This is a genomic window from Bradyrhizobium sp. BLXBL-03, assembly GCF_051853015.1.
Lineage (GTDB): Bacteria > Pseudomonadota > Alphaproteobacteria > Rhizobiales > Xanthobacteraceae > Bradyrhizobium > Bradyrhizobium manausense.
In genome coordinates, this window is record NZ_CP182470.1 from 4,671,390 (window position 1) to 4,683,740 (window position 12,351).

9 protein-coding genes and 1 pseudogene are annotated in these 12,351 nt (G+C 62.9%); 7 read left to right on the plus strand and 3 right to left on the minus strand.

Annotated elements, in window-relative coordinates; genetic code table 11:
* Positions 1-89: 89 nt before the first annotated feature.
* Together ACNJX9_RS22520 and recJ are read right to left on the minus strand one after the other, a co-directional pair.
* Entirely contained in the window at positions 90-899 is an 810-nt protein-coding gene (locus ACNJX9_RS22520) for an SDR family NAD(P)-dependent oxidoreductase (RefSeq protein WP_439404219.1), read from the minus strand.
* Between the two features lie 58 nt (positions 900-957).
* A complete protein-coding gene (recJ, locus tag ACNJX9_RS22525) occupies positions 958-2,799 on the minus strand; it encodes a single-stranded-DNA-specific exonuclease RecJ (RefSeq protein WP_439404220.1) in 1,842 nt (613 codons plus the stop codon).
* 279 nt (positions 2,800-3,078) lie between these two features.
* Between recJ and ACNJX9_RS22530 the strand changes: the two genes are divergently transcribed.
* The 3 genes from ACNJX9_RS22530 (at position 3,079) to ACNJX9_RS22540 (ending at position 5,452) form a co-directional block, all read left to right on the plus strand.
* The gene (locus ACNJX9_RS22530; protein ID WP_439404221.1) at positions 3,079-4,155 is read left to right on the plus strand and encodes a methyl-accepting chemotaxis protein; all 1,077 of its coding nucleotides are present in this window, start codon (positions 3,079-3,081) and stop codon (positions 4,153-4,155) included.
* A 256-nt stretch (positions 4,156-4,411) separates the two neighbouring features.
* The gene (locus tag ACNJX9_RS22535) at positions 4,412-5,077 is read left to right on the plus strand and encodes a helix-turn-helix domain-containing protein (protein WP_439404223.1); all 666 of its coding nucleotides are present in this window, start codon (positions 4,412-4,414) and stop codon (positions 5,075-5,077) included.
* Positions 5,078-5,146: 69 nt separating this feature from the next.
* A complete protein-coding gene (locus ACNJX9_RS22540; RefSeq protein WP_439404224.1) occupies positions 5,147-5,452 on the plus strand; it encodes a hypothetical protein in 306 nt (101 codons plus the stop codon).
* Between the two features lie 14 nt (positions 5,453-5,466).
* On the opposite strand, the gene ACNJX9_RS22545 is transcribed toward ACNJX9_RS22540, so the two are convergent.
* A complete protein-coding gene (locus tag ACNJX9_RS22545; protein ID WP_057754613.1) occupies positions 5,467-6,465 on the minus strand; it encodes a helix-turn-helix domain-containing protein in 999 nt (332 codons plus the stop codon).
* Between the two features lie 484 nt (positions 6,466-6,949).
* Here ACNJX9_RS22545 and ACNJX9_RS22550 point away from each other — a divergent pair, with 484 nt between their 5' ends.
* The 4 genes and pseudogenes from ACNJX9_RS22550 to ACNJX9_RS22565 all read left to right on the plus strand — a co-directional run bounded on the left by ACNJX9_RS22550 (position 6,950) and on the right by ACNJX9_RS22565 (position 12,310).
* A complete protein-coding gene (locus tag ACNJX9_RS22550; RefSeq protein WP_439404225.1) occupies positions 6,950-7,963 on the plus strand; it encodes a formylglycine-generating enzyme family protein in 1,014 nt (337 codons plus the stop codon).
* A 10-nt stretch (positions 7,964-7,973) separates the two neighbouring features.
* A pseudogene (locus ACNJX9_RS22555) lies at positions 7,974-9,693 on the plus strand (arylsulfatase).
* A 152-nt stretch (positions 9,694-9,845) separates the two neighbouring features.
* A complete protein-coding gene (locus tag ACNJX9_RS22560) occupies positions 9,846-10,871 on the plus strand; it encodes a DUF1254 domain-containing protein (protein WP_439404226.1) in 1,026 nt (341 codons plus the stop codon).
* The gene (locus tag ACNJX9_RS22565) at positions 10,868-12,310 is read left to right on the plus strand and encodes a DUF1254 domain-containing protein (protein ID WP_439404227.1); all 1,443 of its coding nucleotides are present in this window, start codon (positions 10,868-10,870) and stop codon (positions 12,308-12,310) included. Before ACNJX9_RS22560 ends, ACNJX9_RS22565 begins: the two co-directional genes overlap by 4 nt.
* Positions 12,311-12,351: the final 41 nt, after the last annotated feature.

Here is a 12,351-nt window from a genome sequence, read left to right on the forward strand (position 1 = left end):
GAGACCTCTTTCGAGCGGGAGACGGCAGCGTTTTACAGCGCCGACGCCTGCGCGTCAGCCCCTGCGGCCGCCGCCCTGCCCTGCGCCTTTCACGCCCGCCGCGGCACCCCGCCGGCATTCATGCCGCCATCGATCACGAACTCGCTGCCGGTGACGTAGCGCGAGGCATCTGACGCCAGATACAGCACACCGGAGGCGATCTCCGCGGCCTGGCCGGCACGGCCGAGCGGGGTTGCGACCTTGGCGCGCTCTTCCGGATCGATTGGCGCGTTCTGGCCGGCGCCCGTCGCACCGGTCGGGATCTTGCCCCAGATCGGTGTATCGATGATCCCGGGATGAACGGAATTGACGCGGATGCCGTCGCCGGCGGCCGCGCACTCCATCGCAATCGATTTAGCGAACAGCCGGACGCCGCCCTTGGTCGCCGAATAGGCCGACAATCCGGGCGCGCCGCGCAGCCCCGCCAGCGAGGACATCATGACGATCGAACCGCCGCCATGCTTGCGCATCAGCGGCAGGCAATGCTTCACCGAGAGAAACACGCCGTCAAGATTGATTGCGTTCTGCTTGCGCCAGTCAGAGAGCGTCATGTCGACGATCGAGGATACGTGGATGCCGATGCCGGCATTGGAGACGAGCACATCGAGCCGGCCGTAGCGCCTGGCGATCTCGGCTGCGATTTCGATCCAGCGCTCTTCGCTGCTGACATCCTGCTCCAGGAAGATCGCTTTGCCGCCGGCCTTTGTCACGCGCGTGGCGAGTTCGGGGCCGCGCAATTCGTCGATGTCGGTGATGACGACGGTCGCGCCTTCGCGTGCCAACAGCTCGACGATCGCCTCGCCAATGCCTGAGGCGCCGCCCGTCACCAGCGCTATCTTGCCCTCAACCTGCCCTGCCATGTTCACTCCCTTTTTTGTTGTTCGAGGTTTATTGTTTGAGGCGATTTATTACCATGCGCTACCTAATCACGGATGGCCCCTGGTCCGGAAGCGCGACGTCGATGACGCGGAATTGCACGCGCTCGGCGCCCTGGTAGCGATCGACTGACAATGACCCCGCGACATGCAGTTGTTGGCCGCGATTGGCGAGAAGCGCATGGCCCAGCTTCTGCCCGACCGAACGGAACGCGATACCGTTGACGATCGCGCCGTCGCCGGACTTGAAGCGCAGCCTTAAGTGCGCCTGCCCGACCTCCTCGGCAAAGACGAGCTGATGCGCCGGCAGCGCCAGCACCGGCTCGGGATTGCCGCTCCCAAACGGTCCGGCACGATTTAGCGTGCCCGCAAGCTCCGTTGTCACCGCTCGCGCCGAGACCGCGCCATCGATATAGAGCTCGTTGACGTGGCGTGCTTCGGCGACGTCCTGCGCCAGTGCGTTTTCGAGATAGGCACGGAATTCGGCGAGCTTCTCCTTTCGGAGGGTCACGCCAGCGGCCATCGCGTGGCCGCCGCCCTTCAGCAGAAGGCTGTCAGCTACGGCCTGCCGCACCACCTTGCCAAGATCGACGCCGGCAATCGAGCGTCCCGAGCCGGTGCCGATGCCGCCGGGCTCGAGCGCAATCGCAAAGGCGGGCCGCGAGAACTTCTCCTTGAGCCGCGAGGCAACGAGGCCGACCACGCCGGGATGCCAACCCTCGGACGCCGTGACGATGACGGCGAGCTTGTCCTCCAGCCCGATCGAGGCCAGCGCCTCGGCTTCGGCCTGCGCTTCGGCGGCCTGTTCGATCACCCGACGTTCGCTGTTGAGGCGGTCGAGCTCGGCGGCGATCCGCGCAGCCTCAACGCTATCGCCCTCGAGCAGTAGCCGCACGCCGAGATCGGCGCGGCCGATACGGCCGCCGGCGTTGACGCGCGGTCCCAGCATGAAACCGAGATGCCAGGCTTCGGGCGGGCCGTTGAGCCGCGCCACATCCATCAGCGCCGTGTGGCCGACATGGTCCCGCCGCCGCATCGCGATCAGCCCCTTGGCGACGAAAGCGCGGTTCAGCCCGATCAACGGCGCCACATCCGCGACGGTGCCGAGGGCGACGTGATGCAGCATGCCGAGCAAATCGGGCTCGGGCATCCCCGCGTTCCAGAAGCCGCGCTGGCGCAACTCCCTGTTGACCGCGACCAGCGTGACCAGCACGAGGCCGACCGCAGCGAGATGTCCAAGACCCGAGAGATCGTCGAGCCGGTTCGGATTGACCAGCGCATCGACCTCGGGCAGCTCCGTGCCGGCCTGATGATGATCGATCACCACCACGGACATGCCCAGCCGTTTTGCTTCAGCGAGCGGCTCGATGCTGGTGGTGCCGCAATCGACCGTGACGAGCAGCGTGGCGCCCTTGGCCGCGAGCCCGCGAACTGCTTCCACGTTGGGGCCATAGCCCTCGAAGATGCGGTCGGGAATGTGGATCAGCGGGTCGAGCCCGCAATGGCGCAGGTGCCAGGCCAGCAGCGCAGCAGAGGTCGCGCCGTCGACGTCGTAGTCGCCGAAGATCGCGACGGTCTCGCCCTTCGCGGCGGCATCGGCGATGCGCCTTGAGGCCGCCTCCATCTCCGTCACCGTGAAGGGGTCCGGCAGCAGCTTTCGGATGGTCGGATCGAGGAAATCAGCAACGGCATCGATGTCGACACCGCGGCCTGCCAGCACCCGCGCCAGCAGTTCCGGCAGCTGGTGCTGCTGCACGATGGCAAGCGCCTTGGCTGCCCCTCTTGCGTCCAGCCGGTCGCGCCAGAGCTTGTCGGTGAGCGAACGCGCCACGCCCAGGAAGGCCTGGGGCATCTCGACGGGCAAGGCGGTGGTGGGCGGCGTCATGGCGAGAGCTGGCTGTTGGGAACTCGGGACCCGGGTGATCACGGAGGCCGGGTACGTCAAGGGATTGGCCGGCAATCCCTGCGGATTTGCAACGGCCCGGCCGCACAAAGCGGTGGATGGTTGCCCAACCGGCCGGCGTGACTACCATTTAGGCACTCCGCCGAACAGCAAATTAAGCAGGCGTTAGGCGGAATCCTCGAAAAAGAATTGTATTCGATCTGTAGTTGATTGTTCCGGGTTCATTGCAGATCAAGACCTCATTGCCAAGGGAAGTCCCCGATGTCTGCTGCGCTGGGTCTGAAAACCAAATCGGTTGCCACCGAACCCGCCGACGACGATTCCGATATCTCCGCGTTGATCAACCGACTGACCGCGGAGGTCAACCAGATCGCGGTCGACAAGACCAAGTCGATCCAGCAGATCACCAACCAGATGAAGATGCTGGCGCTGAACGCGCTGATCGAAAGCTCGCGGGCCGGCGCCCAAGGCGCGGGCTTTGCGGTGGTGGCGCAGGAGGTGCGCGGCGTCGGCCAGCAGGTCGAGACCATCGCGCGCGAGCTCGAGACCCAGCTGACCAGGCGCACCGGCGATCTCGTCGCCTCGATCGAGCGCATGAGCCAGCGCTCGCGCGGCGAGCGCATGATGGATCTGTCGCTGAACGCGATCGAGCTGATCGACCGCAACCTCTATGAGCGCACCTGCGACGTGCGCTGGTGGGCGACCGATTCCGCCGTGGTCGATTGTGCCGCCTCGCCCGCCCCTGCCGCGGTCACCCATGCCTCCCAGCGCCTCGGCGTCATCCTCGGCGCCTACACCGTTTACCTCGACCTCTGGCTCTGCGACCTCGACGGCAATGTCATCGCCAATGGCCGCGCGGATCGCTTTCGCGTCGTCGGCCAGAACGTAGCCCACACCAAATGGTTTCGCGAGGCGAAGGCCTTGCGCTCCGGTGACGATTATGTCGCCGGCGACATCGAGAACCAGCCGCTGCTCGGCAACGCCCAGGTCGCAACTTACTGCGCCAGCGTCCGCGCCGGCGGAGAGGCCCACGGTGCGCCGCTTGGCGTGCTCGCCATCCATTTCGACTGGGAGCCGCAGGCGCGCGCGATCGTGCAAGGCGTGCGCGTCGGCGACAGCGACAAGGCCCGCGTGCTGCTGGTCGACTCGCATTTTCGCGTCATCGCCGCCTCCGACGGTCAGGGCATCCTGAGCGAGCGCATCCCGCTCTCGCTCGACGGCCAGCGCTCCGGCTTCTACAATGACCGGACAGGCGCGATGATCGCCTTCCACGCGACGCCGGGCTACGAAACCTATCGGGGGCTCGGCTGGTACGGCGTCATCGTTTGCGGGGCGTGAAGGGCTGGGCCGGGTGTCCCGGCTCCTCAATCCAAATCGTGAAAACAACCCCATGCACAGTAGAGCATGCTGGTTCCACGAAGCTTGCATTGCCATTTGACACGTCGGGCAAAACACTGCCGCCCTGGGATCAACGCGAGGTCTGAGACCTCCTCTGCCTACGGATAAATACCTAGGTCGCCTCCAGTTTGCGCCGTATCAAGTCCGGCACGGCCGTCTCTGCCAATTATTCCCGAAAATAACGGGAGGTTGGCTCATGCTGGTCAGAATCAATACCGCGCAGCGCCGTCCGATCGATGGGCATCTGGCTGCCGTTGCCGGCGATCGCGCGTTCTGCAGCGAGTTCTGCTATCGCAGAGGCAGCGAGATCTTCGGCGAGGGCGAGGACGCGGAATACGTCTACCAGATCAACTCCGGAGCGGTGCGCACCTACAAGCTGCTTCCGGACGGTCGGCGCCAAATCAATGCGTTTCATTTGCCCGGCGACATGTTCGGTTTCGAGAACAACGAAACGCATCGCTTTACCGCTGAAGCCATCGTCGAGACTGACGTGCGCATCATGACGCAAAGCAATCTCCTGGGCGCGATGCCCGATCGAGCCACCGGACCAAAGCACCTGATCGGATTCGTCACACAAAATCTTCAGCACGCCGAGAACCACATGCTGCTCCTGGGGCGGAAGACATCCCTGGAGAGGGTCGCTGCATTCCTGCTCGAAATGGACGACCGGCTGGCACATCCCAGAGTCATGGACCTGCCGATGACGCGTCGCGACATTGCAGACTACCTCGGACTCACGCTCGAAACCGTCTCGCGCGCCCTGTCGATCTTGCGGGACGACCAGATCTTGCGATTTGACGGAGCAACCCAGCGACGGGTCGAGGTGCTTGATCGAAACCGGCTTTCGAAGCTCGACGCCTGATGTTGCAGCGGACGTCGCCTTGGCTGGGCCGGGCGAGAGCCGTCTGCAAGGCCAATGGGAGGAATGGTCATGCTCGTCAAGACGCTCACATTGCACTCCCTGACCTACCTGGTGGGGATTAGCAGTTCGGTCGCGGTCTACCAGAATGCCCTTTGGAGCCTCGGAGCAGACCAGACGGACACGCGCCAGATTGTTCTTCGCGCAACCAAGAGCGACAGACTGCCCGTCAAGCTGAGCAGATCTCACGCGCGCGACAACGCGCCCGCGCAGGCGCCGACAGTCGTCAATCCCAGGATCGAGGACACTTGCAAGCCGCCGATCGACGTCCGTGGGCGCTGCTTTGCTTCGGTCGGCTTGAGCAGCCAGGCTGCGTAATTCTGCCGGCCGAGCTACCCTTCCAGCTGGGCTCTGGCGACGTCATCCCCTTCCATCAGCAAGGTCGCCCCGCCGAGCGTCTGCGACGGGCGCTCCCCGAACATCGCCTGGTAATATTGCGCGAACCGGCCGAGCTCATAAAAGCCCTGCTCCATCGCGACGGCTGATACGGTGACCGAGCCGGGCGCGCTATCGCGCAGGATCGAATGGACCGCGCAGAGCCGCTTGTGGCGGAGGAAGCTGACCGGGCCGAGGCCGAACACCTCCTGAAAGGCGCGGTGCAGAGTGCGCCGCGGGACGCCGAGCGCTGCGCAGATTTCCGACACATGCACCGGGCGATTGCCGGCCGCCTCGAGATGCTCCTCGACCCGGCGGATCAGCCGCCTTGCCGACCGCAGCCAACCCTCATCGTCGGGCGGCAGCGACGACATGACATTCGCCGCCATGCAATCGACGATCGATCGTTTCCAGAAATTGGCGGTGGCTGGCGTCAGCGCCCCGCGATGCGTGCGCAAATGCGACATGATGCGAACCAGGCGGCGCGATGCAATCGCGCCGATCTCGGTATCCGCACGGAAATGGCCGCGGCTGCGCCAGGTGTCGGGATCGCTCAACCGCGCTTCCCCGCCGAACAGCGGGACGACCTCATTGAGATCGAACCGCACGGCGGCATAAGCGGATGCGCCGTGAAAAACCCCGTCGTGCTCCACCAGTGGCGGGATCACAAGCACGTCGTTGAGTTGCATGTCGAACGACCAGTGCGCGACGCGTTCCTGGGCCGACAGCAGCATTCCGATGATCAACTTGTCATCACTCGCGACACGCTGGGTCCGCATGCCGACGTTGAACGCGCCGATGCTCAGCGAGAAATCGCCGATGCCGACATGGGACAAGCGTCCGTGCAATCGCCCGCGACCGAGTTGCATTACGTCGACATGCGAGCCATGGACGGCCTGGTGAAGATCCTCGAAACCGTCCAGCCGCTTCGAATCAACCAAAAGAAATGGCTCCATACCGTACCCTGTTACTGAAGCGCGACTATTCTGCGGCAGGGGCAAGGGAATACTACCATAACGCGAAGTAGCTGCGACAATCTGACTTCGTGTTGAGGCCAACGTTTTTGAAATCCGTCTCGTCAAATGCGCCTCCCTTGGCTGCAATTTCGCGGATTCTCGAGAGGGGGCGTTATGCTTACCCAGTGCTGTCGCGTCGTGGCACAAACTGCACATCACAGCCGGCCGATCTTCGGATACCCTTTTCAACCTTAGCGATATCGACCAAAAGCGCTCTGCGGATGGTTGAGCGCACGCCGAGAGTATTTTCCGCGTGCTCGAGAGTGTCTGCGCGATGGGAAAGAGATCTTGACGCAATGAGGCGTCGTGCTCTCCCGAACGCCAAAAAGGGGGGACCAGACAATGAGTCCAACTTGCCGTCGTCGAAGCCTGCCAGCGTCTGCGCCGTAGCGACAGGTGGACTAAGCGTATCGGAATTTCCACCATGCTGCGGGCGGATCCGGATCACTGCGAGTGGTTGCCGGATGACGCGAAGACCGGCGAGATGGTCTTCATTTCCGGCGGTACATTTCGCATGGGATCCGACCATCATTATCCGGAGGAGGCGCCGAGCCATCGCGTCTGCGTCGACGGCTTCTGGATCGATCGCACGCCTGTGACGAACAGGCAGTTCAAGCAATTTGTCAACGCAACGGGCCATGTCACTGAAGCCCAGATCATTCCTGACGCGAAGGACTATCCCGGGGCTTTGAAGGAGACGCTCTACGCGGGCTCGCTGGTGTTCTCGCCGCTGCCCCGCATCACCGATCTCACCGACTGGAGTCAGTGGTGGTCGTTCATGCGAGGCGCGAACTGGCGCCACCCCTACGGCCCCGGCAGCAACATCAAAGGCCTCGACGATCATCCGGTCGTCCATGTCTCCTTTAGCGATGCCGCCGCTTATGCACGCTGGGCCGGCAAGGATTTGCCGACAGAAGCCGAATGGGAATTCGCCGCGCGCGGCGGCCTCGACGGCGAGGAGTTTGCCTGGGGCGATGCGCTGATGCCCGGCGGCAAGCACATGGCCAACATCTGGCAGGGCAACTTCCCTGTCCAGAATCTCGGCGAGGATGGGTTCGAGCGTACCTCGCCGGTCCTGGCCTTCCCGCCGAACGGCTACGGCCTCTATGACATGATCGGCACCGTCTGGGAGTGGACTGCTGACTGGTGGTCGGATCGGCGCATCGCCGACGCCGCAAAGCCTTGCTGCATTCCAAGTAACCCACGCGGCGGTCGTGAAGATACAAGCTACGACCCTCGCCTTCCCGACATCAGGATTCCCCGCAAGGTCCTCAAGGGCGGCTCGCATCTTTGCGCGCCGAACTATTGCCGCCGTTATCGCCCCGCCGCGCGCCACGCCGAGCCGATCGACACCTCGGCCAGCCATGTCGGCTTCCGCTGCGTGGTGCGCACGCCAATAGGCATTCAGCGCGAAAAAGAAGGATCTGATGCAACATAGGGAGTATCGCATGAGCAGCGAGGTAGAGAACAAGAACAACCAAACCGGGGCTGACCAGTCGATCGATCGCCGAAAGGTTCTTTTGGGAACGTCGTCCATCGTGGCTGCGGCGGCGCTGACTTCCGAAGCCCTGGCGCAGGGGCAGAAAGCAGCGCCCGGGCCGGCGCCAAGCTCCCCAGCAGCTACACCTTCCGGCCGCAAACCCAACATTCTGGTGATTTTTGGTGACGACATCGGCCAGACCAATATCTCCGCCTACTCCTTCGGCCTGATGGGCTATCGCACCCCGAATATCGACCGCATCGCCAAGGAAGGCATGATGTTCACCGACTACTACGCCGAGCAGAGCTGCACGGCGGGCCGTTCGTCCTTCATCACCGGTCAATGCACGCTGCGAACGGGCCTTTCAAAAGTCGGCATTCCCGGCGCAACGGTCGGTCTGCAAGCACGAGACGCAACCATAGCCGAGCTGCTGAAACCGCTCGGCTATGCGACGGGCCAGTTCGGCAAGAATCATCTCGGCGACCGCAATGAGTATCTCCCGACGGTCCATGGCTTCGACGAATTCTTTGGCAATCTCTATCACCTCAAACGCAGAGGAGGATCCGGAGAACCGGTTCTACCCGACCGATCCCGCTGTCCGTCAGGCCATCGGTCCGCGTGGCGTGTTACGATGTAAGGCGTCCGATCGCGACGACCCGACCGAGCATCCACGCTGGGGCAAGGTCGGCAGGCAGATTATCGAGGACACCGGCCCGCTCACCAAGAAGCGGATGGAAACGATCGACGACGAAACGTCGGCGGCCGCGATCGACTTCATGCAGCGCCAGGCCAGGGCAACCACGCCCTTCTTCTGCTGGTTAAATACCACCCGCATGCACTTCCGTACGCATGTCCGGGCCGAGCACCGTGGCCCGCCGGGACTAACGGCCAGGACCGAATACGCCGACGGCATGATCGAGAATGACGCAACGATCGGAGCGGTGCTCAAGGCGATCGACGATCTCGGCATCGGCAACGACACCATCGTGATCTACACCACGGATAACGGTCCGCATCAGAACTCCTGGCCGGATGCCGGAACGACGCCATTTCGCAGCGAGAAGAACACCAACTGGGAGGGCGCATTCCGCGTCCCCTGCATGATCCGCTGGCCGGGACACATTCAACCCGGCTCGATCTCGAATGAGACCATCAGCGGGCTCGACTGGATGCCGACCTTGTTGGCTGCGGCTGGCGATCCCGACATCAAGGACAAGCTCCTGAAAGGACATCAGGCGGGAAGCAAGACCTTCAAGGTCCATCTCGACGGCTACAACCAGCTTCCTTACCTCACGGGCCAGCAGGAGCGCGGTGCGCGCAAGGAGTTCGTCTATTTCAACGACGATGGCGAGCTCGTGGCTTTGCGATACGAGAACTGGAAAGTCGTCTTCGAAGAGCAGCGCGTGCAAGGCACCCTGCGAATTTGGGCCGAGCCTTTCACCACGCTGCGCGTGCCAAAGATCTTCGATCTGCGGTCGGACCCGTACGAGCGCGCAGACATCACGTCGAACACCTACTATGACTGGCTCATGTCCGATGGAGCGGGTGTCTTCCTTGCAGCTCCGCGGGTGGTGGCCGAGTTCCTCGCTACCTTCAAAGAGTTTCCGCCGAGCCAGCGGCCATCAAGCTTCGGCATCGATCAGATGGTCGAAAAGCTGCAGCGGGGGTTTGAGGCCACCACGCAATAGCGCCGTGCCGCACTGACCGGCAGCTCACGATCCCGGAAGCGCGGCCGGTCATATCGTCGACGAAGCGACAGGCTCGACACGTTATCGACCGTGATCCTGCGACAGATCGCAATCCTGACTTAGGTCAATCCATTGTGAGCAGAGACCCAGCAATGAAAAAAGCAGTCCTGACGGCCTGGTTCCCCTTCCTCATGTCGGCCGTATACACGCAGTCGCCTGTTCCCGTCACGATCGACAATTTTGCCCGCGCAGAGTCCGACCTGTATTTCAATAACGCAATCAAGGACGCCGGTGGCCCAGGCAAGCTGTTTCACCATCGCGAGCCGATGGCGATGGACAAGCAGAGCGTCGTCCGGTCGAACCGGGATACTCTGTATTCGATGGCTGTGGTCGATCTCGACGCCGGGCCGGTGACCGTGACCTTGCCCGACGCCGGCAAGCGATTCCGCTCCTTGATGGTGGTGAACGAGGATCACTACATCGTCGGCGACATCGAGTATCGCGCCGGCAAATACACCTACGACCGGGCCAAGGTCGGGACGCGCTATGGGCTGATCGGGATCAGGACTCTGGTCGATCCAAACGATCCCAGGGATGTAGAGCAGGTCCACGCCATCCAGGATGCGGTGACAATCAGCCAGAAGGCGCCCGGCAAGTTCGAGATTCCGAATTGGGATCCGGTAAGTCAGAAGAAAGTGCGTGACGCCCTTCTGGTGCTGGCGTCAACCGCGGGCGGTTTCAAGAATGCATTTGGTGCCAAGGGACAGGTCGACCCGGTCAAGCATCTGCTCGGGACTGCCGCAGGCTGGGGTGGCAATCCCGACAAGGACGCCACCTATCTCAGTTTCTCGCCCGAGAAGAACGATGGCAGCATAATCTACAGGCTGACTGTTCCCGCCAACGTTCCGGTCGACGGCTTCTGGTCGATCAGCCTCTACAACGCCGAAGGCTATTTCGAGAAGAACGAATACGGTGCCTATGCGCTGAACAATCTGACCGCGGCGAAATCGGCTGACGGGTCGACCATGGTGCAGTTTGGCGGCTGCGACGGCAAGATCCCGAACTGCCTGCCGGTCATGAAGGGCTGGAACTACACGGTGCGGCTCTATCGGCCTCGGCCCGAAATCCTGAACGGCAAGTGGAAATTCCCCGAGCCGAAGCCGGTGAGCGGGTCATGAAGGGGGGTATGATGAAAGGTGCGGCCGTAGCCCTTGCAGCTAACCTGCTGATGCTCGCGAACGCGTCGGCACGATCGTCCTCATCCGATGATCTCGCCGCGCGTAACATCCAGCGCCGAGCCGTCGAGGCCATGATCTGGGGCATGCCGGCAGTCAACGCCGATTTGATGCTCCAGACCATGCTGAGAACGACCAAGGCGAAGCCGAACGAGATCATCTACTGGTCAAAGCCGGTAAACTGGAAGAACCAGACGCTGACACCCAATCCGGATTCGATTTACTTCATGTCGTTCTGGAACGTGAAGGATGGTCCCCTCGTCATCGAGATTCCACCGGCGCAAGGCGGCTCGATCGCCGGCAACATCGTCACGCTCTGGCAGATGCCGCTGGAAGACGCGGGGCCCGAGGGCGCCGACAAGGGACAAGGCGGCAAATATCTGATCCTGCCGCCCGGCTACAAGGGCGAGGTGCCGGCGGGCTATATCGCGCTTCACTCCGACACGTTCAGCGGCTTTGCCTTGCTGCGCGCCAATCTCGCCAGCCATGGCGATGCCGATGTCGCCAAGTCGGTCGCCTATGGCAAGCAGATCAAGGTCTATCCGCTCGCGCAGGCCGAAGCTCCGCCTCCAACCACTTTCACGGACGCGTACGACGTCCTGTTCGATTCCACGATTCCCTACGATGCGAGCTTTTATCGCAGCCTCAACCGCGTGGTGCAGAACGAGCCCTGGCTCGATCGCGATCGAGCCATGATCGATCAGCTCGCGAGCATCGGCATCGAAAAGGGCAAGGCTTTCGATCCGGATCAGAAGACCGTTGCGCTGCTTGATCAGGCCGCCCGCGAAGCTCACGCGATCCTGGAGCGCACTTATGACGCGGGCTTTCCCGTCATCAATCCCGGCATCCGCTGGTTTCCGGCTGCAGTGGCGGAGATGGTCAAGGCGGCAAGCACGGGATACGCCGATCCGAACGCCTATCCGCTCGACATGCGCGGCGTCACCTACACGCTGGGCTTTACCGGCATCAAGCGACTCGGAACCGCACAGTTCTATCTGATGGCCAACAAGGACAAGGACGGCCAGCCGTTCGACGGCGCTGCCACCTATCGCCTGACGGTGCCGCCTGACGCACCCGTCAAGCAATATTGGTCCGCAACGGTCTACGACCGCGAGACGCATGCCCTGGTGCGCAACATGGCGAGCGCCAGCCGCGCCTCGATCAGCGCCGGCATCCAGACCAATCCCGACGGCTCGGTCGACCTCTATTTCGGCCCCAAGGCGCCGGAGGGCAAGGACGCCAATTGGGTGCCGACCGATCCCGCGCGCAAATTCGAACTGCTGTTTCGCCTCTACGGGCCCGAGCCGCCGCTGTTCGATCACAGCTGGAAGCTGCCCGATGTCGAACGCGTCGCCGCGACGATTGGGGGCACAACGAAGTAGCGCATCGGGCGCGCGTAGTGCGTTTGGTTGGACGCGCGCAG

What these genes read in the sequence shown, in the direction of transcription:
- ACNJX9_RS22520 (WP_439404219.1), bottom strand. Translation starts at nt 899, where the DNA reads ATGGCAGGGCAGGTTGAGGGCAAGATAGCGCTGGTGACGGGCGGCGCC.
- recJ (WP_439404220.1), bottom strand. Translation starts at nt 2,799, where the DNA reads ATGACGCCGCCCACCACCGCCTTGCCCGTCGAGATGCCCCAGGCCTTC.
- ACNJX9_RS22530 (WP_439404221.1), top strand. Translation starts at nt 3,079, where the DNA reads ATGTCTGCTGCGCTGGGTCTGAAAACCAAATCGGTTGCCACCGAACCC.
- ACNJX9_RS22535 (WP_439404223.1), top strand. Translation starts at nt 4,412, where the DNA reads ATGCTGGTCAGAATCAATACCGCGCAGCGCCGTCCGATCGATGGGCAT.
- ACNJX9_RS22540 (WP_439404224.1), top strand. Translation starts at nt 5,147, where the DNA reads ATGCTCGTCAAGACGCTCACATTGCACTCCCTGACCTACCTGGTGGGG.
- ACNJX9_RS22545 (WP_057754613.1), bottom strand. Translation starts at nt 6,465, where the DNA reads ATGGAGCCATTTCTTTTGGTTGATTCGAAGCGGCTGGACGGTTTCGAG.
- ACNJX9_RS22550 (WP_439404225.1), top strand. Translation starts at nt 6,950, where the DNA reads ATGCTGCGGGCGGATCCGGATCACTGCGAGTGGTTGCCGGATGACGCG.
- ACNJX9_RS22560 (WP_439404226.1), top strand. Translation starts at nt 9,846, where the DNA reads ATGAAAAAAGCAGTCCTGACGGCCTGGTTCCCCTTCCTCATGTCGGCC.
- ACNJX9_RS22565 (WP_439404227.1), top strand. Translation starts at nt 10,868, where the DNA reads ATGAAGGGGGGTATGATGAAAGGTGCGGCCGTAGCCCTTGCAGCTAAC.